General features: G+C 64.6%; 25 protein-coding genes and 1 pseudogene. 13 read left to right on the top strand and 13 right to left on the bottom strand.

Annotation, left to right across the window (positions count from 1 at the left end; translation table 11 throughout):
- Positions 1-12 precede the first annotated feature (12 nt).
- The gene (locus F8237_RS21255) at positions 13-327 is read right to left on the bottom strand and encodes a chaperone NapD (RefSeq protein WP_151647618.1); all 315 of its coding nucleotides are present in this window, start codon (positions 325-327) and stop codon (positions 13-15) included.
- Positions 328-354: 27 nt separating this feature from the next.
- Entirely contained in the window at positions 355-540 is a 186-nt protein-coding gene (gene napE, locus F8237_RS21260; RefSeq protein WP_151647619.1) for a periplasmic nitrate reductase, NapE protein, read from the bottom strand.
- 275 nt (positions 541-815) lie between these two features.
- Between napE and F8237_RS21265 the strand changes: the two genes are divergently transcribed.
- From F8237_RS21265 to F8237_RS21275, 3 genes are all read left to right on the top strand, one after another.
- The gene (locus F8237_RS21265) at positions 816-2,021 is read left to right on the top strand and encodes an LLM class flavin-dependent oxidoreductase (RefSeq protein WP_151647621.1); all 1,206 of its coding nucleotides are present in this window, start codon (positions 816-818) and stop codon (positions 2,019-2,021) included.
- Between the two features lie 14 nt (positions 2,022-2,035).
- A complete protein-coding gene (locus tag F8237_RS21270; protein WP_151647623.1) occupies positions 2,036-2,395 on the top strand; it encodes a DUF2200 domain-containing protein in 360 nt (119 codons plus the stop codon).
- A 184-nt stretch (positions 2,396-2,579) separates the two neighbouring features.
- Entirely contained in the window at positions 2,580-3,275 is a 696-nt protein-coding gene (locus F8237_RS21275; protein WP_151647625.1) for a hypothetical protein, read from the top strand.
- A 49-nt stretch (positions 3,276-3,324) separates the two neighbouring features.
- Here F8237_RS21275 and F8237_RS21280 read toward each other — a convergent pair whose 3' ends face one another.
- Both F8237_RS21280 and F8237_RS21285 read right to left on the bottom strand, forming a co-directional pair.
- Positions 3,325-4,425: a tetratricopeptide repeat protein gene (locus F8237_RS21280; protein ID WP_162006157.1), complete on the bottom strand. Its 1,101-nt coding sequence runs from the start codon at positions 4,423-4,425 to the stop codon at positions 3,325-3,327.
- Positions 4,426-4,453: 28 nt separating this feature from the next.
- Complete coding sequence (locus F8237_RS21285; protein ID WP_244625941.1) at positions 4,454-4,774, bottom strand: hypothetical protein; 321 nt, start codon at positions 4,772-4,774, stop codon at positions 4,454-4,456.
- 228 nt (positions 4,775-5,002) lie between these two features.
- Here F8237_RS21285 and F8237_RS36410 point away from each other — a divergent pair.
- The 10 genes and pseudogenes from F8237_RS36410 to F8237_RS36415 all read left to right on the top strand — a co-directional run.
- Positions 5,003-5,326: pseudogene (locus F8237_RS36410) on the top strand (cytochrome P450); the annotation flags it as partial.
- Between the two features lie 201 nt (positions 5,327-5,527).
- On the top strand, positions 5,528-6,520 hold the full coding sequence (locus tag F8237_RS21290) for a c-type cytochrome (protein ID WP_151650622.1): 993 nt from the start codon (positions 5,528-5,530) through the stop codon (positions 6,518-6,520).
- 197 nt (positions 6,521-6,717) lie between these two features.
- Entirely contained in the window at positions 6,718-7,887 is a 1,170-nt protein-coding gene (locus tag F8237_RS21295; protein WP_151647629.1) for a cytochrome P450, read from the top strand.
- A 586-nt stretch (positions 7,888-8,473) separates the two neighbouring features.
- Positions 8,474-9,424: a sulfonate ABC transporter substrate-binding protein gene (locus F8237_RS21300; protein ID WP_151647631.1), complete on the top strand. Its 951-nt coding sequence runs from the start codon at positions 8,474-8,476 to the stop codon at positions 9,422-9,424.
- 38 nt (positions 9,425-9,462) lie between these two features.
- Positions 9,463-10,425, top strand: coding sequence for a sulfonate ABC transporter substrate-binding protein (locus tag F8237_RS21305; RefSeq protein ID WP_151647633.1), 963 nt, complete (start codon positions 9,463-9,465; stop codon positions 10,423-10,425).
- An 8-nt stretch (positions 10,426-10,433) separates the two neighbouring features.
- Positions 10,434-11,600: an FMNH2-dependent alkanesulfonate monooxygenase gene (gene ssuD / locus F8237_RS21310; protein ID WP_151647635.1), complete on the top strand. Its 1,167-nt coding sequence runs from the start codon at positions 10,434-10,436 to the stop codon at positions 11,598-11,600.
- Positions 11,597-12,403 (top strand): aliphatic sulfonate ABC transporter permease SsuC, encoded by an 807-nt coding sequence (gene ssuC / locus F8237_RS21315; protein ID WP_151647637.1) that lies wholly within the window; start codon positions 11,597-11,599, stop codon positions 12,401-12,403. The genes ssuD and ssuC overlap by 4 nt, the downstream gene beginning before the upstream one ends.
- A 20-nt stretch (positions 12,404-12,423) precedes the next feature.
- Positions 12,424-13,272, top strand: a complete 849-nt coding sequence (locus tag F8237_RS21320; protein ID WP_151647639.1) for an ATP-binding cassette domain-containing protein — start codon at positions 12,424-12,426, stop codon at positions 13,270-13,272.
- A 31-nt stretch (positions 13,273-13,303) separates the two neighbouring features.
- Positions 13,304-13,885: a flavin reductase family protein gene (locus tag F8237_RS21325; RefSeq protein WP_151647640.1), complete on the top strand. Its 582-nt coding sequence runs from the start codon at positions 13,304-13,306 to the stop codon at positions 13,883-13,885.
- An 87-nt stretch (positions 13,886-13,972) separates the two neighbouring features.
- The gene (locus F8237_RS36415; RefSeq protein WP_167527484.1) at positions 13,973-14,128 is read left to right on the top strand and encodes a hypothetical protein; all 156 of its coding nucleotides are present in this window, start codon (positions 13,973-13,975) and stop codon (positions 14,126-14,128) included.
- A gap of 47 nt (positions 14,129-14,175) precedes the next feature.
- Here the strand turns inward: F8237_RS36415 and F8237_RS21330 are convergent, their stop codons facing one another.
- The 9 genes from F8237_RS21330 to F8237_RS21370 form a co-directional block, all read right to left on the bottom strand.
- A complete protein-coding gene (locus F8237_RS21330; RefSeq protein WP_151647642.1) occupies positions 14,176-15,324 on the bottom strand; it encodes a M20 family metallopeptidase in 1,149 nt (382 codons plus the stop codon).
- A gap of 315 nt (positions 15,325-15,639) precedes the next feature.
- The gene (flbD, locus tag F8237_RS21335) at positions 15,640-17,025 is read right to left on the bottom strand and encodes a sigma-54-dependent transcriptional regulator FlbD (protein WP_151647644.1); all 1,386 of its coding nucleotides are present in this window, start codon (positions 17,023-17,025) and stop codon (positions 15,640-15,642) included.
- Between the two features lie 58 nt (positions 17,026-17,083).
- The gene (gene fliN, locus F8237_RS21340) at positions 17,084-17,434 is read right to left on the bottom strand and encodes a flagellar motor switch protein FliN (RefSeq protein ID WP_014439921.1); all 351 of its coding nucleotides are present in this window, start codon (positions 17,432-17,434) and stop codon (positions 17,084-17,086) included.
- 3 nt (positions 17,435-17,437) lie between these two features.
- Complete coding sequence (locus F8237_RS21345; protein WP_151647646.1) at positions 17,438-18,061, bottom strand: FliH/SctL family protein; 624 nt, start codon at positions 18,059-18,061, stop codon at positions 17,438-17,440.
- Positions 18,061-19,158, bottom strand: a complete 1,098-nt coding sequence (fliG, locus tag F8237_RS21350) for a flagellar motor switch protein FliG (RefSeq protein WP_151647648.1) — start codon at positions 19,156-19,158, stop codon at positions 18,061-18,063. The genes F8237_RS21345 and fliG overlap by 1 nt, the downstream gene beginning before the upstream one ends.
- A 54-nt stretch (positions 19,159-19,212) precedes the next feature.
- Positions 19,213-20,829: a flagellar basal-body MS-ring/collar protein FliF gene (fliF, locus tag F8237_RS21355; RefSeq protein ID WP_151647650.1), complete on the bottom strand. Its 1,617-nt coding sequence runs from the start codon at positions 20,827-20,829 to the stop codon at positions 19,213-19,215.
- Between the two features lie 193 nt (positions 20,830-21,022).
- On the bottom strand, positions 21,023-21,298 hold the full coding sequence (gene sciP, locus F8237_RS21360) for a CtrA inhibitor SciP (protein WP_002714638.1): 276 nt from the start codon (positions 21,296-21,298) through the stop codon (positions 21,023-21,025).
- Positions 21,299-21,689: 391 nt separating this feature from the next.
- Positions 21,690-22,403, bottom strand: a complete 714-nt coding sequence (locus tag F8237_RS21365; protein WP_151647652.1) for a flagellar hook assembly protein FlgD — start codon at positions 22,401-22,403, stop codon at positions 21,690-21,692.
- A gap of 13 nt (positions 22,404-22,416) precedes the next feature.
- Complete coding sequence (locus F8237_RS21370) at positions 22,417-24,063, bottom strand: flagellar hook-length control protein FliK (protein ID WP_151647654.1); 1,647 nt, start codon at positions 24,061-24,063, stop codon at positions 22,417-22,419.
- Between the last annotated feature and the right edge of the window lie 94 nt (positions 24,064-24,157).

Consider the following 24,157-nt stretch of genomic DNA (forward strand, 5'->3'; position numbering starts at 1 on the left):
GCTCTTCCTGGCTCAGGCGGTTTCGATGGCGTGGAAAACCAGCGCCGCGGAATAGACGTCGGGCAGCGACTGGATGGTGTTGAGCAGGGTGCCGAGGCTGCCGGAATCAGGCGCCTCGGTCACGACGATGAGTTTTCCCCGCGGATCGCGTCCGTGAATCTCGCACCCGGCAAGGGCGTTGATCGCGGCTTCCAGTTCGGCGAGGCGTTCGGGGCGAGCCTGCACGATGATGCTGGCGATCTCGCAGCCCGGCGGCGGGACGACGCGGTCGGCGCCGAGCATCCGGCCGGTGATCAATGCGCGGCGGTTGAGTGTGGCTTCAGCCATGATGCCTGTCTTTCGCTGTTCGAATGATCAATGCGGGGAGGGCGGAGGGCCGGGAGGTCCGGCAAACATCTGGTAGACCCAGACGCCGAGACCGTATGAGCCGACCGTTCCGACCGCGAGGACGGGCATCACGACCGCGGTCAGGAACAGAAAAGCGAAAATCTCCATGCGCTTACGGCGCACGCGCGTAGACGCGTCGTCAGGGGCCGACATATTCGGTCTCTTTGAATGGTATGGGAATCGGGACGGCATCCGGGCCGTTGCCTTGCCGAACTCTAGATTCGTTCGAGCTAACAAGGCGTTGATTTGGATCAATCGGCCGGGTCGCCGGAATGTCGCAGCGCGGCTATGGGGCCGTGCCGGACTGCCACGTATGCGCGAGGAATCGATCTTCCGCGCGACGGAATAGTGATTCCGTAGACAGCGCCGCCTCACGCATTAAGATGTGATTAACAACAATAAGCGGCAAGAAAACTGGGAGAGGCGTCATGAAGTTCGGCATCTTCTATGAGCTGCAATTGCCACGGCCCTGGGGTGCCGGCGACGAGCTCGCCCTTTACCAGAACGCGCTCTCGCAGATGGAGCTCGCCGACAGGCTCAATTACGACCACGCCTGGGTCGTCGAGCATCACTTCCTCGAGGAATATTCGCACTCGCCTTCGCCGGAATCCTTCCTGGCCGCCGCGAGCCAGCGCACCAAGAACATCCGGCTCGGCCACGGCATCCTGCAGCTCACCACCAACCATCCGGCGCGCGTCGCCGAGCGCGTCGCGGTGCTCGACCTGCTCTCCAACGGCCGCTGCGAATTCGGCATGGGCGAGAGCGCCTCGATCACCGAGCTGACGCCATTCGGCCGCGACATGGAGACCAAGAAGGAAGTGTTCGAGGAGGCCGTGGCCGCGATCTTCCCGATGTTCAAGGATGCGGGCTCCGAGCACCACGGCAAGTATTTCGACATCCCCTTGCGCAACGTGGTGCCCAAGCCCGTGCAGAAGCCGCATCCGCCGCTGTGGATGGCGTGCTCGCAGCTGCCGACCATCGAGCGTGCCGGCCGCCACGGCTTTGGCGCGCTCGGTTTCCAGTTCGTCAGCGCCGATGCCGCGCATGCCTGGGTGCACGCCTATTACAACGCCATGACCAAGCGGCTCCAAAAACTCGCCGACTACGAGATCAACCCGAACATGGCGCTGGTCTCGTTCTTCATGTGCGCCAAGACCGACGAGGAAGCACGCGCGCGCGCCGACGGCGCCACCTTCTTCCAGTTCGCGCTGCGCTTCTACGGCGCCTCGCAGAACCGCCAGCGTCCGGCGCCCTACACCGTCAACATGTGGGACGAGTACAACAAGTGGAAGCGCGACAATCCCGAGGCGCAGGAGGCCGCCCTGCGCGGCGGCCTGATCGGCTCGCCCGAGACGATTCGCAAGAAGCTCAAGCGCTTCCAGTCGTCGCACATCGACCAGGTCATCCTGCTCAATCAGGCCGGCAAGAACAGCCACGAGCACATCTGCGAATCGCTCGAGCTGTTCGGTCGCGAGGTAATGCCGGAGTTCCAGAACGATCCGGCGCAGGCGGCCTGGAAGCAGGGCGTGATGAGCGGCGAGATCAAGCTGGAGGAGATCGACACTCAGGCGTTCTCCGACCGCTACGGCAAGCTCGCGATCAACGTTCCTCCGGCCAAGGCGGCGGCGGGGTAGGGGGACCACTCATCGTGGCAAAGCACCGGATCTATACGATGAGCTTCGCAAGCGTGTACCCGCTCTACGTTGCGAAGGCCGAGAAGAAGGGACGGACGAAAGCAGAGGTCGATCAGGTCATTTCCTGGCTGACGGGCTACGGTCAGAAGGAGCTGGAAGCTCAACTGAAGAAGCAGACGGACCTCGAAACCTTCTTCGCGAAGGCTCCTCGCATCAATCCTCTGCGAGCCCTGATCAAAGGCGTCGTTTGTGGCGTCCGGGTCGAGGACATCGAAGAACCGACGATGCGGGAAATCCGCTACCTGGACAAGCTGATCGACGAGCTCGCCAAGGGCAAGGCGATGGACAAGATTTTGCGGAAAGCGGAGTCGTGAGCCGAAGCCCCCCGCGCCCTGAACTAAGGGGCGGTCCGCGGGCACGCGCTCGTCCTTCGGGATCGGCGCCCATTGACCCGAAGCGGACATGATCAAACGATCGATCATGTTCGAGATAAATAATTAAACCCGCCTAAGTAGAGCCCCCGTATATGTTCGGAGACTGCTAACTTGGTCGGAAGAGATGTCGGGCATCAAGTCTCGCGACTCCTCAGTGAGAAGACCTCCACTCATCGATAAAATCGAGTTATGGCTGTCGAAAAGCCGCGTCGTGGACGGCCTTTGGATTGGGTGTTTTCTATCGGATGATCCCGAGCGAGCCCTGGAACGCGTGGAAGACGCGCTGCGGCTGATCGAACGGTCCGCTCCCCTTCACTACCGGCGTGTCAAGACCAGCCTTTCTCGAATCTGGGTGCAGTTGGTTCCGCACGGAGCAGGCTGCTATGAGCATTCATTGAACGCCTGCCTGCTGGACGTGCGTGTCGTCGAATCTAAAGCCACGACGGTCGAATGGATCGCGTCCGCCATCGTGCACGAGGCGACCCATGCAAGGCTTGAGAACCGGGGTATCCGCTATTATGAATCTGTCCGCCCCCGGATCGAACGAATTTGCGCACGACGAGAGTTCGATTTTGCTCGACGTCTGTCAGGCGTAGACGCCTTGAAAGAGGAGATTGCGTGGAGGCTCGATCGGTGCCGTGACGGAAGCCCAAACTATACAGACCAGAATATCCGGCAGAGTCAGGACCAGGGCAGTGTGGAGGCACTTCGTCATCTGGGAACACCCGATTGGGCCATAGCTCTGATGTTCAGGGTGAGGGATCTTCGCGCCGGAATCCGTCGTTTAACACGACTCATAACCGGTGTTTTGGTGCGATGATCGTGGCTCTGACGGTCACTCCAGTTGCCGTACTGCTCGGCGCGGCCGTCTAACCCGAAGGATGCTTCTCTACAGCTGCGGCGATCCGCTCCAGGGCGGCGTTCCTGATCCGTATTTCGACCAGCTCCCGTTCGAAAATCTCGATCATTCTTCGCCCCGACAATCGTCCGCGCGCATGCGCCCTTGTCCGGCAACAGAGCCAGATCACCGCCGCAAGAACGGCAGCGGCAGCGAGCCATGACAGCGCCCGCCGCTGACCGAAGTCCGCGATGTAGCGGCGGAAATCGCCCTTGGACAGGTACGCTGTGGCACGATTGCTGTAGGCATCCTCATCGTTCGGATCGAGCGCGATCATCTGATCGTAATCGGCGATGGCTCGGTCGAAGTCGCCCTTGGCTTGATAAGCATAGCCGCGGTTGAAGTAGGCGTCCCTGTATTTCGGATAGAGCGCGATCGCCTGACTGCAGTCGGCGATGAGTCGATCGATATCCCCCTTCGCCCTGTAGGCGAGGGCGCGGTTGTAGTAGGTGAGCGCATATTGCGGATCGAGTGCGATCACATCGTCGTAGTCGGCGATGGCGCGGTCAAGATCGCCTTTGGCGAAGTAGGCGTTGCCCCGCGCGGTGAGTGTGACGACGTTGTTCGCATCGAGTTGGAGACCGTCAGTATAGTCAGCGATGGCGCGGTCATTGTCACCTTTGGCCTGATAGGCAAAGCCGCGCTCGCCGTATCCGACCCGCTTGCCATAATCCGACAGGCCGCCGTCGAATGCCTGGTTGGTGTCCGCTATCGCCCTGCCGTAGTCGTGCCGTTGGTTGTGGATATGTGCCCGGTTGAGGAGCGAACTGACGGCTTCGGGGTCGATCCGGATCGCCTCGGTGTAGTCCTTGAAGGCGCGGTCGACGCGATCGGCGTAGCTTGTCCGCGACCAGGAATAGCCGCGCGCATGATACAAGCTGGACAGGTCTTGATCCCTGTAATCTCCGCTTTCAATCGCGCGCGTACAGGCGGCGATGGTCGCAGCAGCGGGGTCTTTCGATCCGTTCAGGCACGCTTGTCGATCGTCGGCTATCGTCGCCCCGCTCGCGGCGGCGGTTGCTGCGAATGCCAAGGCCGCCAGCCAGACCTGCGCGGAAATCCCCGAGCGCATACCCTGTTCTCCGCGATGCGCCAGTTCGCTAACCCGGAGACGGCTTTTCCAGAGCGGCCGCGATCCTCTCCAGCAATGCATTCGTGCGCCTGTTTTCGGCGATCTGCTGTTCGTAGAGATCGACCCAGCTCGTGCCGGATGATGAGCGCCGGCTCGCACGCGCGTACCACAGCCAGATGCCGACCAGCACCAGGAACGGCAACCAGGACACGATCAGGCTGAAAATCCAGGGCGGCGAACTACCGCTTGGCGCGTTGATGAACATAAGCCCAACGAAGAGGGCAGCTACGAGAGCGATCCACATGGCGACAAACAGAAGCCGAACGCGAGGCTTGGTCTTTCCAGTCACGGCAGTTCCCTGGGTTGATCTCAGGAGGCATATGCTATCATTGGTTGATTGAGCTTCCTATGGCCTCACGCATGCGGTCGTCGCAACGTGGTTAGCCGTTTCTTTGCGGCGAGTATCCGGCTCGTGACGGCACGCCTGCTGCCGCCTGTCCCTATCGCGAGGGACAGACGCCGCCACCGGAATTCGCTAGTCTGGCCCGAAGGAAACAAGAATCCAGGGGAGCCACGCTTGAGCACCGCGCCGCGTATCGACATAGACCCGGCTGCATTCTGTGCCGATTCCTATCCGACGCTTGCACGAATGCGCAAAGAGACGCCGATCGCCTTCGTGCCGCCGCTCGGCTCGACGTTGCTGGTGAGCCGCGACGACATCTCGATCTCCGAGAAGCAGGTCGACATGTTCTCCTCGCACCAGCCGGCAGGCCTGATGAACCGGCTCATGGGCCACAATATGATGCGCAAGGACGGCGAGGCGCATCAGGTCGAACGGCGCGCGATGTTTCCGCTGGTGTCGCCGAAGACGGTCAGGGCGCGCTGGACCGCGCTGTTCCAGCGCGTGGGATGGGTAGAGCGCCAGCGAAACCCATCGTCCATCGCCGAAGACGAAGATGATGGGTTTCGCAAGGGCTCAACCCATCATACGCGTGCTGCCTCCGGTGGGCGGATCAGCAAGGCGAACCCGGAATTAACCTCCGACGGCGGACAATGGTGTCGATTTGGCTCATTTCAATTAGGCTTTGGTGTCGAGAGACCTATGGTTCATCTTCCTTTTGTGTTCCGCTTCGTCTGGACCGTGCGTCTGCTTGCGGCCGTTGTCGTCGGAATAGCCGCGACAGGTGCGGCGCGTGCGCAAGCGCAAGCGATCTCCCCTCCCGTCTGGACAGTGCCGGAAGTCGGCGCGCTGCCTGATGACGATCGTGGCCGCCTCGTGCGGCGCGGGCGCGACCTGATCACCGCGACTTACGCCCATATCGGGCCGGAGGTGCCGGATACAGCCAAACGTTTTGCCGGCAACAATCTCGCCTGCAGCAACTGTCACCTTGAAGCCGGCACGAAGAAATTCGGCCTTCCGCTGTTCGGGCTGGTCGAGCTGTTTCCGCAGTACAGCGCCCGCCTCGGCGCCGAAATGACGATCGAGGACCGGGTGAACTCGTGCATGTCGCGCAGCATGAACGGCCGCGTACTGCCGTCCGACAGTGCGGAAATGAAAGCCATGGTGGCCTATATCAGATTTCTGTCCTCGGGGGTTCCAGCCGGCAAGGTCTTGTCGGGGCTCGGCGCAGGCGCGATGCCTGAACTCGATCGGGCGGCCGATCCGGTTCGCGGCAAAGCGATCTATGCCAATGCTTGTCTCGCCTGTCACAACGCCGACGGCTCCGGAATCCGCCGCAGCCTGCCGACTGTCGATCTCGGCTACATGGTGCCGCCGCTGTGGGGGGCGGACAGTTTCAACAATGGCGCCGGCATGGCCCGGCTGATTTCCGCGGCGAACTTCGTACACTTCAACATGCCCCACGGGACGGACTATTTGAATCCGCAGCTCACGGTCGAGCAGGCCTGGGACGTCGCCGCCTACATGATCTCTCAGCCGCGACCGACAAAAGCGGGCCTCGACAAGGATTTCCCGGACCTTCGGACCAAGCCCGTCGACGCGCCTTACGGCCCGTACGCCGACGGCTTCGATCAGCAGCAACACATGTACGGACCGTTCGGTCCGATCCGGGCGGAGTTAGCCAAAAAGCAGTGAGGCGCTGCGCCGGGTAGCGTGCCCAGGTAAATCCATGGATGTCCGCTCGTGGCACTTCATCGATGGGGTTCACGACGAGCCATCTCATCATGCATCGAGATGGTAGCGCGGTCTGTCCCTGTCCGCCAGCGACAGACTCCCGCACCGGATTTCGCTAGTCTGCCCTGAAGGAAACAACAACCCCAGGGGAGAGCGCCTTGAGCACCGCGCCGCGCATCGACATCGACCCGGCCGCATTCTGGGCCGATCCCTATCCGACGCTTGCAAGAATGCGCAGGGAGGCGCCGATCGCGTTCGTGCCGCAGCTCGGCTCGACGCTGCTGGTGAGCCGCGACGACATCTCGATCTCCGAGAAGCAGATCGACGTGTTCTCCTCGCACCAGCCGGCCGGCCTGATGAACCGGCTGATGGGCCACAACATGATGCGCAAGGACGGCGAGGCGCATCAGGCCGAGCGCCGCGCGATGTTCCCGACGGTGTCCCCGAAGACGGTGAAGGCGCACTGGACCGCGCTGTTCCAGGCGCATGCCGACCGCATCATCGACGCGATCGAGCCCGGCACCCGGATCGACTTCATGCGCGACTTCGCGCTGCCGTTCTCCGGCGAATGCCTGAAGTCGATCACCGGTCTCACCAACATCCGATATCAGGACATGGATGCGTGGTCGCAAGGCATGATCGAGGGCATCGCCAATTACGGCGGCGATCCCGCCGTCGAGGCGCGCTGCCACGCGGCGACGTCAGGCATCGATGCTGCGATCGACGACATCCTGCCGGTGATGCGTGACAAACCCGACCAGAGCATCCTCGGTGTCCTGCTCGCTGCGGGCATGCCGATGGACAGCGTGCGCGCCAACGTCAAACTCGCGATATCAGGCGGCCAGAACGAGCCGCGCAAGGCGATCGCCGGGACGGTGTGGGCGCTGCTGAGCCATCCCGATCAGCTCGCTCTCGTGTGCAGCGGCGAGGTCTCCTGGCTGCAGGCGTTCGAGGAGTACGCCCGCTGGATCTCGCCGATCGGGATGTCGCCGCGGCGGATCGCAAAGCCATGGTCGATCCGCGACGTCTCGTTCGAAACCGACGAGCGCGTGTTCCTGATGTTCGGTTCGGCCAACCGCGACGAGAAGCATTTTGAGCGCGCCGATCAGTTCGACGTGCGGCGCGACACCTCCAAGAGCGTCGCCTTCGGCGCCGGCCCGCATTTCTGCGCAGGGGCCTTCGCCTCGCGCGCGATGATCGCCGACGTCGCGCTGCCGACATTGTTCGCCCGCGCCCCAAACCTGGAGCTCGCTGACGACGAGCCGGTGCGGATCGGCGGCTGGGCGTTCCGCGGCCTGCAGAATTTGCCGGTGCGGTGGCTGCATTAGCACGCAAGGCTCTGCGCTCTGGATGAAGCGTGCCTGCCACAAAGTCGGTGTCATCGCCCGCGCAGGCGGGCGATCCAGTACGCCGCGGCAGTCGTGTGACGCATTGACGTCTCTTGGATACTGGATTCCCCGCCTGCCGCCTTCGCTAAAGCTTCGGCGCTCCCAGACCTCAACCTCGGCGAAGCCTTGGCGTAGCCGGGTCGCGGGGAATGACAGCGAGGGGGTGGAGGGAGCCTCGCCTTACACCAGCTCCAGTTGCCGACCATGCCATCTTGCCCCTGTTTTGTCCGACGCGTCAACCTGAATTTCGGATAAGTCGTAGGTCATTGATTTCGGGCGCCCGGCTACTGTGCATGGGGTTGTTTTCGCGCTTTTTGGGTCCGGGGCTGAATCCGCGCGGCCTTCACATCCGCGTGCAGAAAAATTCCATCTTCATTCGCAGGGGTGCTTGAAAGATTAATCATGCGCTCCGCCATGGGCGCAGTGCCCGCATCGCTATTTTCCCGCGCGTCTCGACACCTCTGCCGGCCCGCACCATCATTCCCGAACAGGAATGATGACGGCCGCACGCGGCCTGGAGTTTGGAATGCTGCGCCGGAACTTTCTGAAATTGTCCGCTGGATCCGCAGTCGCCGCGGCGTTCGCATCGCGCGCGACCGCGCAGGGCGCCGTGAAGGAAATTCGTATCGGCTACCAGAAGACCGGCGTGCTGGTTATCGCGCGCCAGCAGGCGTCCCTGGAAAAACATTTCACGCCGCTGGGCATCGAGGTGAAATGGGTCGAGTTCTCCTCGGGTCCTCCGATGATGGAGGCGATGAACGTCGGCAGCGTCGACTACGGTTCGGTCGGCGATTCCCCGCCGGTGTTCGCACAGGCCGCGGGTGCCGCGATCGTGTATGCCGCCGGCCAGCCCATCACCAACGGCCAGGGCATCCTGGTGCCGAAGGATTCGCCGATCCGCGCCATCGCTGACCTGAAGGGCAAGCGTATCGGCTTCACCAAGGGCTCCAGCGCCCACAACATCGTGGTGCAGACGCTGGAGAAGGCCGGCCTCACCTATGCCGACATCACCCCGGTCTATCTGACGCCGCCTGATGCGGGCCCCGCCTTCGCCAATGGCAGCATCGAGGCCTGGGCGATCTGGGATCCCTATTTCGCGATCGGCGAGACCAAGCAAAGCGGGCGCATCCTGATCAATTCGCGCGAGGTCACCAAGACCAATTCCTTCTACATCGCCAATCGCGATTTCGCCAAGAACCACGGCGCCATCCTGCAGCAGATCGTCGACGTGACGGCGGCGGCCGGCAAGTGGGCCGAACAGCATCGCGGCGAGGTCGCCAAATCGCTGGCCGCGATCACCGGCGTCCCGCTGGACATCCAGACCGTCGCGGCCGAACGCGCCAACTTCGTCGTCGGCCCTGTCACCGACGACATCGTCACGACCCAGCAGGGCGTCGCCGACCGCTTCCACAAGCTCGGCCTGATCCCGAAGCCGGTCGTCATCCGCGACATCGTCTGGCGCAACCCGGCAGCCTGATCGTGCCCACCAGCCTTCCCACGCACAAGGGTTTGAACATGAGGCGTATCATTCAGCGCGTGATCGCAGCCATCGTGCTGTCGATCGGCATCGTCGCCGCCGCGATCGGCACTTCGTACGGCCAGGACAAGCAGGACAAGGTGGTCCGCATCGGCTACCAGAAATACGGCAAGCTGGTGCTGCTCAAGAGCAAGGGCACGCTGGAGCCGAAGCTCGCCGCCGACGGCTACAAGGTGGTGTGGACCGAATTCCCCTCCGGTCCGCCGCTGCTCGAAGCGCTCAATGTCGGCGCGATCGATTTCGGCACCACCGGCGAGGCCCCGCCGATCTTCGCGCAGGCCGCCGGCGCGCCGATCCAGTATGTCGCCTATGAGCCGCCGGCGCCGAAGGGCGAGGCGATCCTGGTGCCGAAGGACAGCCCGCTGAGATCGGTCGCCGAGCTCAAGGGCAAGAAGGTCGCGCTGAACAAGGGCTCCAACGTCCATTATCTCCTGGTCAAGGCGCTGGAGAAGGCGGGCGTCAAATACTCCGAGATCGAGCCGGTGTTCCTCGCGCCCGCCGATGCGCGCGCAGCCTCCGAGCGTGGCGCAGTCGATGCCTGGGTGATCTGGGATCCGTTCCAGGCCGCGGCGGAAGCGGCCACCGGTGCGCGCACGCTCGCGGACGGCACCGGGATCGTCGCCAACTACCAGTTCTATTTCTTCTCGAAGAAATTCCTCGAAGCCAACCCGAAGATCGTCGATGCCGTTCTGTCGGAGCTCAGCGCGGTCGACGATTGGGCCAAGGGCGACATCCATGCCGTCGCCGAGCAACTGGCGCCGGCGATCGGTCTTCCCGTCCCGGTGGTCGAGGTGGCGCTGAAGCGGCAGTCCTACGGCATCAAGCCGATCACCGACGCTGTCATCGCCGACCAGCAGCAGGTTGCGGACGCGTTCTTCGCGCTGAGCCTCATTCCCAAATCCATCAGGATTTCCGACGTGGCTTGGAAACCCGGTTCGTGAGCAAGATTATGAGTAAGCCAAGCAACGCCAACATCCTCTGGTTCCTGCCGACCCACGGCGACGGTCGCTATCTCGGCACCGGCATCGGCGGCCGCGAGGTCAACTTCAACTATCTGCGCCAGGTCGCGCAGGCGGCCGACCAGCTCGGCTATTTCGGTGTGCTGCTGCCGACCGGGCGGTCGTGCGAGGATTCCTGGATCGTCGCCTCCTCGGTCGCGCCGTTCACCGAGGGGCTGCGCTATCTCGTCGCCGTTCGCCCCGGCCTGCAATCGCCGAGCGTCGCCGCGCGCATGACGTCGACGCTCGATCGCATTACGAACGGCCGGCTGCTCGTCAACGTCGTCACCGGCGGCGATCCCGTCGAGAACAAGGGCGACGGCATCTTCCTCAATCACGACGAGCGTTACGAGGTCACCCGCGAGTTCCTCAACGTCTATAGCGACCTCCTCGCCGGCAAGGCCGTCAATGTCGAGGGCAAGCACATCCACGTCGAGGGCGGCAAGCTGCTGTTTCACCCGGTGCAGTCGCCGCGTCCGCCGCTCTATTTCGGCGGCTCGTCGGATGCCGGCATCGACGTCGCGGTCGACACCGTCGACAAATATCTCACCTGGGGCGAGCCGCCGGCTCTGGTGGCCGAGAAGATCGCCAAGGTGAAGGCGGTCGCCAGCGCGCGCGGCCGCAAGCTCTCCTTCGGCATCCGCCTGCATGTGATCGTCCGCGAGACCAATGACGCGGCCTGGCGGGCCGCGAACGAGCTGATCAAGCATGTCAGCGACGACACCATCGCGCTGGCGCAGAAGAACTTTGCCCGCATGGATTCGGTCGGCCAGCAGCGCATGGCGCAGCTTCATGGCGGCAAGCGCGACAAGCTCGAGATCGCGCCGAACCTGTGGGCCGGTGTCGGCCTCGTGCGCGGCGGCGCCGGCACGGCGCTGGTCGGCGACGCCGAAACCGTCGCGGCCCGCATCAAGGAGTATCAGGATCTCGGTATCGATACCTTCATCATGTCGGGCTACCCGCATCTGGAGGAAGCCTATCGCTTTGCCGAGCTGGTGTTCCCGCTGCTCTCGCTGGAGCATTCAAGCAACGTGACCAAGCTGCACTTCAATGGCGGTCCCTTTGGTGAAACGGTCGGCCGCGATTTCCGTCCGCAGCAGCGGGTGTCCGAGTCATGAGCCTGATCGACAGCGTTTCGCTTCCGCGCAGCTTCCGTTTGCCGCGTGTCGACGGCCTGATCCAGTGGATCCTGCCGCTCGCCATCATCGCGATCTGGCAGGTCGCCAGCGTCACCGGATTCGTGCCGACACGGGTGCTGCCGGCGCCGAGCGACGTCGTGCTCGCGGGCTGGAAGCTGCTGCTCTCCGGCGAGCTCGTCCGCAACATCTGGGTCTCGTTCTGGCGCGCCTCGATCGGCTTCCTGATCGGCGGCGGCATCGGCTTCGCCTTCGGTCTGGCGAATGGCCTGTCGCAGCTTTCGGCCAAGCTCACCGATACCACGCTGCAGATGGTGCGCAACGTGCCGCATCTGGCGCTGATCCCGCTGGTCATCCTGTGGTTCGGCATCGACGAAAGCGCCAAGCTGTTCCTGGTCGCGCTCGGCGTCTTCTTCCCGATCTACCTCAACACGCTGCACGGCATCCGCACCGTCGATCCGCAGCTGATCGAGATGGGCCGGATCTACGGCATGACCGACGCCGAGCTGTTCCGCCGCGTGATCTTCCCGGGCGCGCTGCCGTCGATCTTCGTCGGAATCCGCTTCGCGCTCGGCATCATGTGGCTGACCCTGATCGTCGCCGAGACCATCGCGGCGTCCTCGGGCCTCGGCTACATGGCGATGCAGGCGCGCGAGTTCATGCTGATCGACGTCGTCGTGCTCTCGATCCTGATCTACGCCCTGCTCGGCAAGCTCGCCGACAGCGCCTCCCGCGTGCTGGAGCGGGCGACGCTCTCCTGGCACCCCGCCTTCCAGAAACGCTGAGCAGAAATACCGGGAATCACATGCAGACAGCTCTCCGTACCTCCCTCCCTGAGACCGAGCTCGCAAGCCGCGCCAGTTTCGCACCAGCGGCCCGTGTCGTGCGCGAGGAGCGCCAGGAACGACAAGTGCAGACTAGCGGCCTGCCGCTCAGCATCCGCGGCTTGCGCAAATCCTACGGCGACAACGAGGTGCTGCGCGGCATCGACCTGCACATTCCCGCCGGCCAGTTCGTCGCGATCGTGGGCAAGAGCGGTTGCGGCAAGAGCACGCTGCTGCGCCTGATCGCGGGCCTGGAAAAGATCGACGCCGGCAGCATCAGTTTCGGTGATGCGGCGGTCAAACCCGAGGATATCCGCGTGATGTTCCAGGAGCCGCGGCTGCTGCCCTGGGCGCCGGTGCTCTCCAATGTCGAGGTCGGTCTCGGCCGCGATCGCTCGTCCAGCGATGCGGACGCCCGCGCCGAGAAGGCGCTTGCCGAGGTCGGGCTGACCGACAAGCGCGACCAGTGGCCCTCGGTGCTGTCGGGTGGCCAGAAACAGCGCGTCGCGCTTGCCCGCGCGCTGGTGTCCAATCCGCGCGTGCTGGCCTTCGACGAGCCGCTCGGCGCGCTGGACGCGCTGACCCGGATCTCGATGCAGCGCCTGCTGGAGCGGGTCTGGCGCGACCAGGGCTTTACCGCGATCCTGGTGACCCACGACGTCGCCGAGGCGGTGGCGCTGGCGGACCGGGTGCTGGTGATCGACGAGGGCCGGATCGCCCACGATGTTACGGTTAATTTGGCCCGGCCGCGGGAGCGCGGCTCGGCCGAGCTCGCCGGTCTCGAAGGCTCGATCCTGAGCCACCTTTTGTCGGCGGACGATCGTACCTAAATAGAAGGAACCCCGTTTCGGGGACCATGCCATGAATGTAGTGCCTCGCGATCTCATGACCGAAATTCCCGTCTCGTCCGCCGATTTTCGCGGCGCCATGCGCCATCTCACCGGCGGGGTCAGCGTCATCACCGCCGGACGGGGCAAGGACATCACCGGCATGACGGTGACCTCGGTGACCTCGCTTTCGGTCGATCCGCCGACGCTGTTGGTCGGCATCAACCGTGACGCCTCGTCCTTCCCGCTGATCCGGCGTTGCGGCGCCTTCGGCGTCAACATTCTCGCGGCCGACCAGCTCGAAATCGCCGAACGCTTTGCCGGCAAGGGCGGCCTGAAGGGCGCCGATCGCTTTGCAGGCAGCCAGTGGGTGACGTCGGTCTCGGGCGTTCCGCTGCTGGTCGGCGCCTTGTCCGCCGTCGATTGCGAGGTCGAGGAGATCGTCGAGCGCCATTCGCACGGCATCGTCATCGGCCGCGTCAGGGACGTCAAAAATTCCACCCGCCACGCCGCGCTGGCCTATTGGCATGGTCAGTACGTGGCGGTCGACCAGGATGAGGACGCCGCCAGGCTTGCGGACGTCAGCGTTCCCGCGAGCGTACGACGCGGCGTTTGATCGCCGCCGCGCAGGCTGGCCTTTTCGGTCTCATCGCTCTAGAAGCGCCCTGAGCCGTCCCACCGGGATGCGCAATGGAGCGGAACGATGAAGCGCGTCGCGACATGGGCCTTCTACGCCGTCAGCGCGCTGGCGATCGCCTACCTCGCGCTCTACGCCTATGCGATGTTCAGCGGCCAGCCGATCGTGCCGGGCGACCCCATCCACATCTTCCGCAAGCCCGACGCACCGAGTTATTCGTGACGGCTATCTCAAGTCGTCATGGCCGGGCTTGACGGAGTGCGCTGCATTCACCCCCGCAAGATCGCCAGCGCCAGCGCCTGAGCGCGCGGCACGATGCTGTCGATCTCCAGATATTCCTCCGGCGTGTGCGCGAGCCCGCCGACCGGGCCGAGGCCGCAGATCGTCGGCGTGCCGACCGCTGCGGTGAAACCGGAATCGGCGCAGCCGCCGGAGAATTCGCCCTGCAGCGTGGTGAGGCCGACCTGCTTTGCGGCGGCCTGATAGCCCTCGAACAGCGTCTTCGAGGCCTCGCTTTGCACCACTGGCACGAACTCGCCCTTGATCGTCAGCGTCGCGCTGGTGCCCGGCACGTAAGGCGTCGCGATGATCTTTTCGATCGCGGCCATGATCCGAGCGCGATCCGACGGATCGACATAGCGCAGGTCGATCTGCCCTTCCGCGTAAGGCGCCGTGGTGTTGACGGACTGACCGCCCGAGACGAGGCCGACATTGAGCGTGATGCCCTTGTCGAGATCGGTCAGCGCATGGATCTGGACGATCTTGTGCGCGAGCTCGCCGATCGCGCTGACGCCCGCGGCGAAATTGGCGCCGGAATGCGCGGCTTTGCCGGTGATGGCAAAATGCATGAAGATGCCGCCCTTGCGGCCGGTGACGATGTTGCCTGTGGGGCGGCCCGGTTCCGAATTGAACACGGCGCGGGCGGCGCGCCCCTCGCGCTCGATCACCGGGCGGGAGGAGGGCGAGCCGATTTCCTCGTCGGAGGTGATCAGCAGCTTGATCGGATGCGGGCTGCCGCCGAACTTGTGGAAGGCCGTTGCCACGAACACGTTCATGACGAGGCCGGACTTCATGTCGGCGACGCCGGGTCCGTAGGCACGACCGTCCTTGATCGTGAACGGGCGCCGCCCGGCCTCGCCCTTGCCGAACACGGTGTCGCGATGTCCCATCAGCAAGACCGGCTTCTCGTTGCTGCCGGGCTTTGCCACGTCGGCATGGATCGCATCGCCGAAATTGGCATCGCTCTCGCGCCGGAACGGAATGCCGTGCTCGGCAAAATGCCGCTCGAACCGCGCACCGACCGCATCGACGCCCTCCTTGTCATAAGACCCGGAATCGATGTTCACGACGTCGCGCAGCAGGTCGATCATCGCCTGTCGCTGTGACGCCAGCCAGTCCGTGATTTGAGCTTGAGACATGTGGTTCCTCGCGTGGTTTTCACGCGGGGTTATAGGGCGTCGGGCAGTCGCGACCTAGTCGAAGAACGCGGTGCGGCCCTGCGCTCAGTACGTCGTTCACCGTCACCCTGAGGTGGCCGCTTCTTCAGCGGCCCTCGAAGGGCGACGGTCCGGCCGCACCGGTGGCCGTTCATCCTTCGAGGCTCCGCACGCGATGCGTTCGCATCGCATACGTCGCGCCTCAGGATGACGGGTAGGCATGGGCGTAGTCGCCCGCCAAGAAAGATGCCCGGGCTAGGCCCGGGCATCTACATTCTCTAACCGTCGGAGTGCCGCCTACGCCCCCACCATCGGCATCCGCGGATATTCGCCGGGCGTGCCGGCGGGCGTGATCGGGATGCCGCCGTCGGAATATTCGTTGAGCTTGTTGCGCAGCGTGCGGATCGAGATGCCGAGGATGTTGGCGGCGTGGGTGCGGTTGCCGAGGCAGTGCTTCAGCGTCTCCAGGATCAGGTCGCGTTCGACGTCGGCGACGGTGCGCCCCACCAGCGCCCGCGTCACCTGCTCGGCGGCCATCGTGGCATGCGCCACGGCCGGCACGGTCTTGGCGAGGTCCAGGCGGTCGCCGTCCGGCGTCAGGATGGCATCGGGTCCGATCTCGTCGCCCTGCGCCATCAGCACCGCGCGGTGCATGGTGTTCTCGAGCTCGCGGACGTTGCCCTGCCAGCGGTTGCTGGAGAGCACGCGCCGCGCTTCCGCCGAGATCGGGCGCAACGGCACGCCGTTGGCCTCGGCGTATTTCTTCACGAAATGCTGGGCGAGCTCGAGGATGTCGAGGGGACGCTCGCGCAGCGGCGGGATCTTCAAATTCACGACGTTGAGGCGGAACAGCAGATCCTCGCGGAACGTGCCTTCGCGCACGGCGTCCACCAGATTGCGGTTCGAGGTCGCGATGATGCGGATGTCGACCGGGACCGGCTTGGTGCCGCCGACGCGATCGATCACGCGCTCCTGGATGGCGCGGAGCAGTTTCGATTGCAGGCGAACGTCCATCTCCGAGATTTCGTCGAGCAGCAGCGTGCCGCCGGTCGCTTCCTCGAACTTGCCGATGCGGCGGGCGATCGCGCCGGTGAAGGCGCCCTTCTCGTGGCCGAACAGCTCGGATTCGAGCAGATGCTCGGGGATCGCGGCGCAGTTGATCGAGATGAACGGGCGCTTGGCGCGCGCCGAGCGGGTGTGGACGTAGCGGGCCAGCACTTCCTTGCCGGTGCCGGACTCGCCGGTGATCATCACCGAGGCGTCGGAGCCTGCGATCTGCTGGGCGAGCTTCACGACCTTCGCCATCGCCTCGTCGCGATAGACCAGCTCGCGGGAATCGTTGGCGACGGCGGCCAGCACCGCGGCGATCAGCTCCGGATCCGGCGGCAGCGGGATGTATTCCTTGGCGCCGGCGTGGATCGCGGCGACCGCGGCGCGGGCGTCGTTGGTGATGCCGCAGGCGACGATCGGGGCGTGGATGTGCTCGGCCTCGAGCCGCATCACGAGGTCGCGGATGTCGAGGGCAACGTCGACCAGCAGCAGGTCGGCGCCCTTGCCGCCGCGCAGCACCCGCATCGCCTGCTCGAGATCCTCGGCGTGGGTCACGGTGGCGCCGTTCTCCATCGCGATCTTGGTGGCGGTTGTGAGCTGGCCCTTCAATGTGCCAACGATGAGAAGCCGCATGTCAGTCTCCTGTCCGTCTGGTCGCGCTGCCGCGCGTCATTCCTTGCAGTCGCAAGTGCTAGCTGCGTTCGGTCTTGATGATTTCGGTCATGGTCACGCCGAGCTTGTCTTCCACCAGGACGACTTCGCCGCGGGCGACCAGCTTGTTGTTGACGTAGATGTCGATGGCTTCGCCGACGCGCCGGTCGAGCTCGAGCACGGTGCCGGGCCCGAGCTTCAAGAGCTCGCCGACGTCCATCTTGGAGCGGCCGAGCACGGCCGAGACCTGCACGGGAACGTCGAACACGGCCTCGAGGTCGGCGGCGGCGCGCGCCGCATATTCGTCCTCGGTGTAGCCGACATCGGTGCCGGTGGGCGGCAGCGGGCCGTTGAGATCGGGCAGCGGGACCTGTCCGTCGGTGTCGCTCATGGCTTAGTTCCCCCTGCGGGACGCGACATAGCGTCCGACCATTTCGTCGATCTTGGCCGCGATGGCGCCGCGCTCCAGCACGACGCCGCCATCGGCCCATTCGATCCGGCAGTCGCCGGTGGCAATTTCAGGTTCGGCCAGGATCACCAGCCGGCTCTCGAAGCCGCTCTGCTTGGCGAGCCGCTCGATCTTCTCCCGCGCGCTGTCGTAGAGCGCGTCGTTGATGCGGACGACCAGATGCGGCGTCGCGACCAGATGCGAGAAGCAGTCCTTGACCAGCGCCATGACCTCGCCGAGCGGCTCGGCGGCGACCAGATCGGCGCACAGCTTGCGCGCCACGGCCACCGCGACGTCGACCGCCTCGGTCTCCATCTTGGACTCGATATTGCCGATGCCCGAGGCGATGCCCCTGATGCCGATGTTGATTTCTTCCAAGGCGAGCGCAACGCGGCGATCGCTCTCGGCCTTGGCCTCGCGCTGGCCGGCGGCAAAGCCGTCCTGGTAGGCGCGCGCCTCGGCTTCCGCGACCTTCTGGGCGATCTCGGCCGCGGTCGCCGCCTTCTCATGCGGCGAGCGCTCGGGCGCCGCGAAGTCGGTATCGAACAGGAATTTTGCCGGAGCGGCCATCAATACACCAGCTCGTCGTCGGCGCGGTTCTTGGTCAGCATGATCTCGCCCTTGGCGGCGAGATCCTTGGCGAGGTTGACCAGCAGCGCCTGGGCTTCGTCGACGTCGCGCAGGCGGACCGGGCCCAGCGCCGCCATGTCGTCCTGCAGCATCTTGGCCGCGCGCGAGGACATGTTGCCGAAGAAGAAGTTGCGGACGTCCTCGTTGGCGCTCTTGAGCGCGACGCCGAGCTTGTCCTTGTCGACGTTGCGCATCAGGGTCTGGGCCGAACCGGAATCGAGCTTCACCAGGTCGTCGAAGGTGAACATCAGCGCCTTGATGCGCTCGGCTGATTCGCGATTGTCCTCTTCCAGCGAGGTGATGAAGCGGGTTTCGGTCTGGCGGTCGAAATTGTTGAAGATTTCCGCCATCACCTCGTGGGCGTCCCGGCGGCGGGTCTGCGACAAATTGGACATGAATTCGGTGCGCAGCGTCTTCTCCACGCTCTCGATCACCTCCTTCTGCACCGCTTCCATCTTCAGCATGCGGTTGATGACGTCGAGCGCGAGCTCCTCGGGCAGGATGCCGAGCACGCGGGCGGCGTGCTCCGACTTCAGCTTCGACAGCACCACCGCGATGGTCTGCGGGTATTCGTTCTTGAGATAGTTGGCGAGGACCTCTTCCTGCACGTTGGAGAGCTTCTCCCACATGTTGCGGCCGGCCGGGCCGCGGATCTCGTCCATGATGCCGTTGACGCGCTCCGGCGGCAGGTACTGCTGCAGCAGCCGCTCGGTGGCGTCGAAATTGCCCATCAGCGCGCCCGAGGCCGACATGCGCGAGACGAATTCGAGCAGCATGTCCTCGACGGTATCGACCTCGACGGTGCCGAGCGTCGACATTTCCAGCGAGAGCTGGCGGACTTCTTCGTCGTCGAGCAGGCCCCAGATCTTGCCGCCATATTGCTCGCCCAGCGCCAGCATCAGGATTGCGGCGCGCCGCGGTCCGGACAATGGCTCGGTTCCCTTGCCGTTCTTGGCGCGGTCGCCGGCGCGCTGACCCAGCGTGGAGATCACGCTGGTGATGTCGTTGGAGTTGGCGTTCTGCGCGTTGGCGGCCATGTCAGATCACTTCTTGATTCACTTGGCAGGTTACTTGGCGAGTTACTTGGCGGACTATTTGGCTGGTTCGGCCAGCCATTGGCGGATGATGGCGACGGTTTCGTTGGGGTTGCGCTCGGCGAGCTCGCCGACGCGATGAACGGACTGGGCGTGGACCTGGCCCTGGACGGTGGCGACGTCGATCGCGGCTGACGCGCCGTTCGGCAGCAGCTGCTGGCCGCTGCCGGCCGGCGCGGCCTCGTCGCTCGCGGAGGGGCCGGTCAGAACGCCGGAGATGGCGGCGGCGACCTCGTCGGACGCCAGGATGCGCTTGACCAGCGGCCGGATCACCAGGAACAGCACGACCAGGCCGAGCAGCATCATCACGCCGAGCTCGACGAAGTACATGACGTCGTCCTTGGTGAACTGCAGCATGCCGAGGAAGCCGGCGGGCTCGGTGATCGGAGCGGTGGAGGGGGCGTCGGCAAAGCGCAAATTCACGACCTCGACCTGGTCGCCGCGCTTCTGGTCGAAGCCGATCGCCGAGCGTACCAGCGTGGCGATGCGGTCGAGCTGTTCCTTGGTGCGGTCGGTGTAGGCGAGCTCGCCCTTGTCGTTCTTGGTGTAGATGCCGTCGACCAGCACCGCGACCGAGATGCGGTTGACCCGGCCGGCCTCGGTCACCTCGGTCTTGGTGGTGCGGGAGATCTCGTAATTGTTGGTCTCTTCGGTCTTCTTGCTCTGGTCCTTCGCCGCCGCGCCGCCGTTCTGCTGGTTGCCGGGCAGCTCGTTGTTGACGGTGACCTGGCCGTTGCTGTCGGCGGTCTGGCTCTGTTCTTCGCGGGTCTGGCTCGAGCGCAGCACACGGCCCTCGGGATCGAACTTGTCCGAGGTCTGGGTGACCTTGTTGAAGTCGAAATCGGCCGAGAGCTGCACGCGGGCGCGGCCCGTGCCGACCACGGAGGAGACGATGTCCTCGACCTGCTTGCGGATCCGCTTCTCGAAGGCGACGCGGCGCTCTTCTCCGATCGCCTGCTCCGGATCGGTCTGGGCGCCGTCGGCGAGCAGCTGGCCGGCCTCGTCGACGATCGAGACCCGCTGCGGCTTCAGCCCGTTGACGGCGGAGGCGACCAGATGGCGGATGGCGCGGATCTGCTGGGCTTCCAGCGCGCCGCGGACCCGGACCACGATCGAGGCCGACGGCTCCGGCGCCTCGCGCGAGAACAGCGGACGCTCGGGCAGCACCAGATGGACGCGGGCGGCCTGGATCCGGTCGATGGCGCGGATGGTGCGGGCGAGTTCGCCTTCCAGCGCGCGCAAGTGATTGATATTCTGGACGAAAGAGGTGGTGCCGAGGGCGTCCGACTTGTCGAACACTTCATAGCCGACGCCGCCGCCCTTGGGCAGGCCGCCCTCGGCGAGCTTCATCCGCAGCCGCGTGACCTTGTCCTTGGGCACCATGATGATGCTGCCTTCATTGCGCAGCTCGAACTGGATGCCCTGGCGTTCCAGGTCCTTGATGATGCCCGAGGAATCCTCGACGCTGAGGTCGGTGAACAGCGTCGTCATCTGCGGCGTGGTCACCCGCATGATGACGAACGCGAAAAAGCCGATGAGCGCGGCGGTGACCGCGATCATCGCCCCGAACCGGGCGGCGCCGATACCCTTCAGAAAGTCCGCAAGACCTTGCAAGCAACCGCCCCAACAGATTCGGCCGCTTTCACTGGAAGGGGCCGACTGGGCAATTATTGCCTAGGTGATGGTTTCGATATGGTTAACGAAGGTTAAGAGGTCGGACAAAAGTCGCCCGAAAAGCAAACATGAAAAAAATCGGCCTCGCGGGGCGAGGCCGATTTTCGTCAAAAGCCGCAGATTTCCGGATCGCTTACTGGCGATATTGCTGGATGCGGGTGGTGCGAAGACCCGCCAGACCGTGCTGGTCGATGGAAAACTGCCAGGAAAGGAATTCGTCGACCGTCAGGGTGTAACGGCTGCAGGCCTCCTCGAGGGAGAGAAGCCCGCCACGCACAGCGGCGACGACTTCGGCCTTGCGGCGGATCACCCAGCGTTTGGTGCCGGGTGCGGGCAAGTCTGCAATCGTCAGCGGACTGCCGTCCGGCCCGATGACGTATTTTACCCTCGGGCGATGGGGTTCTGTCATGGCGTACTCACAAACTCTCAACCACTGAACTCACGCCGTAACCCTACGCGTGCGGGCTTAAAAATCCGCTAAGCCTAAGGCATCAATACAATTCTCCTTGAAAATGGCTGGAACACAGCCGTCCCGGCCGGCGGAACGGTTGTGTCCAGGCCGGTCGAGGGGGTCTTCCTAAATACTTTACTAAAGAACAGAGGCCTGCGAGGGGGCACGCTAGGCGCTCGACTGTCGTCCCGGCGAACGCCGGGACCCATACCGCGAAATTTATCGATGAGACCCAGGCAGCAGTACCGGGAATGAGTTCCTAACCACGAATTTTCGCCAAATGTCTTCCTGTGGTTATGGATCCCCGCGTTCGCGGGGATGACACTTCATATGCGGCGCTGCGCGAGCCTCAATTGCCGGTGCTGGTGGCGATGATGCTCTTCACCTGGTTCAGCGTGTAGCTGTTGCCGTCGATCGTGAGCAGCGGCGGCGACTGGGTCAGGTCGACCGACGACACCGTGCCCTGCACCTGCGCCGCGACGCCGACCGCATTGCCCGAAGCGTCCTTGCCGGTCGCCGAGATCGTGTACTTGCCATCCGGCCATTGCGAGCCGTCATTGCCCTGGCCGTTCCAGGTGAAGGGAATGTCGGGGCCGGCGCCGGCGGTATATTTGCCGGTAAACACGGTCTGGCCGCTGGCATTGGCCACGGTGATGTCAACGGTCGCATCGCTCGGCACGTTGAGATGCCAGGTCGCCGACGACTTCGTCATGGTCGCGGTCGAGCCGTCGACCAGCGCGGTCTTGCCGACGAAGTCCAGCGCCTGCGTCGCCTGCGTGGTCTTCTGCAGGGTGACGAGCTGGGTCAGCGCATCGTTGGTCTTGAGCTGCTGCTCGACGCCCGCGAATTGCACCAGCTGCTGGGTGAACTGGTTGGTGTCGAGCGGGGAGAGCGGGTTCTGGTTCTGCAGCTGCGTCGTCAGCAGCGTCAGGAAGGTCTGGAAATTGCCCGCGAGCGTTGCGCCGGTGGACGAGCCCAGCGAGCTCGACGAGGACGACGACGATGACGTCGGGGTCGTCCCGGAGACGGGTGTCGGCGCAGTGGCGGCATTCGTGGTGGTCATGGTCGCTTACTCCTCACACTCTGATGTCGACGCCGCTGCTCGATCCGAGCATGCGGCCGTAGCCGCGCCCGACGGGCGCAGCGGCAACATTGTCGTCCTCGCTGATGATCAGTCGGCGGGAATTGCCGCCATTGTCGTTGTTCTGCCCGGAATTCTGGCCCGACGAATTCTGGTCGCGCAGGCTAAAGGACAGCCCGTTGCTGCCGGTCTTGAAGCCGGCGTCGTCGAGCGCGCGCTGCAATTGCGGCGCGTCCTGCCGCAGCATCTGCAGCGTCTCCGGCTTCTCGACCGTGAGATGCGAGGTGACCTGGCCGTTGCGGTCGACATTGATGCGCACGTCGATGCGGCCGAGGTCGATCGGATCGAGGCTGATGTCGAAGCGCGTCTTGCCGGCGCGTGCGGCGGCCGCGATCTCGATCGGCACGCCGCTGATCGGCACGGCCGTCGCGTTGGCCGCGGTCGCGGTCAGCGTCGCGGTCGATGCGGTCGCGGCCGATGTCGTGTTGGTCACCGGCGCCTGGATGGCGGAGGCGGCCTGCGCGCTGGTGTCGGTCGCGGCGACATTGGCCTGCGCGGCCGCATGCGCATGCGTGCCGTTGGTCGCACTGGTCGCATCGGTGGTGCCGGCCTTGGCATCGGCCTTCGTATCAGCCTTGGCGTCGGTCGGGCCGGCCTCGGCCTGCGGTTTTGCGGTTTGCGCCTGCGCGGCGGTGGCGGCCGTCGCATTGGCCGGCGCTTGCGCGGCGTTCGCGTTGCCCGCGCCCTGGCCGATATTGGAAGCGTCGGCCTGTCCTTGCGCGGTGGCGACGGCCTTGAACGAGGTCTTCGGCGTGCCCTGGTCGACTGCGGCGATCAGGCCGCCATTGGTCTTGGCATCGGTCGCGGCGCCGTCGGTGATGGCGGTGGCGGTATCCCCGAGCGGCGCCGTGGTGTTGGCATCGACCTTGGCGCCGGCGGTCTTGGCGCTCTTGTCGCTTGCCGTCGCAGTGTCGGTCTTGCCGGCGATCTGCGCCGTGGTGGAGGCGCTGGCGGCGATGCCGGCGGCCGCGATCGTCAGCGGCGAGGCGGCGGCATCGCTGGCCTGGCTTGCCGCGGCCGCGGCCGCGTTCGGATCGACCGGCACCACGGGCACGGCCACCACGATTGCGTTCGGATCTGTGACCGCGACCTGCGTCGTATCGACTTGCGCAGCGGCTGCGGCATCGGCCGCAGTCAACCCGTCGGTGGTGCTGGTCTTGTCACCCTTGCCGTCGCCCGACTTGTCCGCCGATTTGGCGTCGGAGGACCCGGACTTGTCCTTCTTGGCGGACTTGCCCGCATCCTTGGCAGAATCTTTGGCCGGACCCGCCGCCGTGTCGTTCCTGGCGGGGGGCGAATTGTCTTGAGCGTCGCTCGCTTTGCTCTGCGAGGACGGGTCGCTCGCGGAGCTGTCGCGCGAATTCCGCTCGGACGCGGACGACGAGGAGGAGGAGGAATCAGTCCGGCGCGGCGCGCTGTCCTGCGCGGTGGCGGCCGCGTTGTTGTTGACCGCCTGGGTGTTGCTGTCGACCAGCGAGCCGAAGGAGCTGTTGCTGTCCTTCGTGCTCTGCGACCGGGCAGTCTTTGGCTGCGCGCTGGGAACTGGCACGCTGGCAGCTACATCTGACGTCCGACCGACCACAGGCGACCCCTTGAAAACATCTTCGCCATAAGGGGTAGCAAGGAGTGGGCCAGCCCCGCGATGAGGCGATTTATCATGTAAAATCAATGCCTTG

Source organism: Bradyrhizobium betae (assembly GCF_008932115.1).
Lineage (GTDB): Bacteria > Pseudomonadota > Alphaproteobacteria > Rhizobiales > Xanthobacteraceae > Bradyrhizobium > Bradyrhizobium betae.

Excerpts from the sequence above, each read along its gene's own strand:
- flbD (WP_151647644.1), bottom strand. The coding sequence starts at position 17,025 with ATGCGGCTTCTCATCGTTGGCACATTGAAGGGCCAGCTCACAACCGCC.
- ssuD (WP_151647635.1), top strand. The coding sequence starts at position 10,434 with ATGAGTAAGCCAAGCAACGCCAACATCCTCTGGTTCCTGCCGACCCAC.
- F8237_RS21300 (WP_151647631.1), top strand. The coding sequence starts at position 8,474 with ATGCTGCGCCGGAACTTTCTGAAATTGTCCGCTGGATCCGCAGTCGCC.
- fliG (WP_151647648.1), bottom strand. The coding sequence starts at position 19,158 with ATGGCCGCCAACGCGCAGAACGCCAACTCCAACGACATCACCAGCGTG.
- F8237_RS21305 (WP_151647633.1), top strand. The coding sequence starts at position 9,463 with ATGAGGCGTATCATTCAGCGCGTGATCGCAGCCATCGTGCTGTCGATC.
- sciP (WP_002714638.1), bottom strand. The coding sequence starts at position 21,298 with ATGACAGAACCCCATCGCCCGAGGGTAAAATACGTCATCGGGCCGGAC.
- F8237_RS21325 (WP_151647640.1), top strand. The coding sequence starts at position 13,304 with ATGAATGTAGTGCCTCGCGATCTCATGACCGAAATTCCCGTCTCGTCC.
- F8237_RS21275 (WP_151647625.1), top strand. The coding sequence starts at position 2,580 with ATGTCGGGCATCAAGTCTCGCGACTCCTCAGTGAGAAGACCTCCACTC.
- F8237_RS21265 (WP_151647621.1), top strand. The coding sequence starts at position 816 with ATGAAGTTCGGCATCTTCTATGAGCTGCAATTGCCACGGCCCTGGGGT.
- F8237_RS21280 (WP_162006157.1), bottom strand. The coding sequence starts at position 4,425 with ATGCGCTCGGGGATTTCCGCGCAGGTCTGGCTGGCGGCCTTGGCATTC.
- napE (WP_151647619.1), bottom strand. The coding sequence starts at position 540 with ATGTCGGCCCCTGACGACGCGTCTACGCGCGTGCGCCGTAAGCGCATG.
- F8237_RS21320 (WP_151647639.1), top strand. The coding sequence starts at position 12,424 with ATGCAGACAGCTCTCCGTACCTCCCTCCCTGAGACCGAGCTCGCAAGC.
- F8237_RS21255 (WP_151647618.1), bottom strand. The coding sequence starts at position 327 with ATGGCTGAAGCCACACTCAACCGCCGCGCATTGATCACCGGCCGGATG.
- fliN (WP_014439921.1), bottom strand. The coding sequence starts at position 17,434 with ATGAGCGACACCGACGGACAGGTCCCGCTGCCCGATCTCAACGGCCCG.
- F8237_RS21330 (WP_151647642.1), bottom strand. The coding sequence starts at position 15,324 with ATGTCTCAAGCTCAAATCACGGACTGGCTGGCGTCACAGCGACAGGCG.
- F8237_RS21345 (WP_151647646.1), bottom strand. The coding sequence starts at position 18,061 with ATGGCCGCTCCGGCAAAATTCCTGTTCGATACCGACTTCGCGGCGCCC.
- ssuC (WP_151647637.1), top strand. The coding sequence starts at position 11,597 with ATGAGCCTGATCGACAGCGTTTCGCTTCCGCGCAGCTTCCGTTTGCCG.
- F8237_RS21365 (WP_151647652.1), bottom strand. The coding sequence starts at position 22,403 with ATGACCACCACGAATGCCGCCACTGCGCCGACACCCGTCTCCGGGACG.
- F8237_RS36415 (WP_167527484.1), top strand. The coding sequence starts at position 13,973 with ATGAAGCGCGTCGCGACATGGGCCTTCTACGCCGTCAGCGCGCTGGCG.
- F8237_RS21290 (WP_151650622.1), top strand. The coding sequence starts at position 5,528 with ATGGTTCATCTTCCTTTTGTGTTCCGCTTCGTCTGGACCGTGCGTCTG.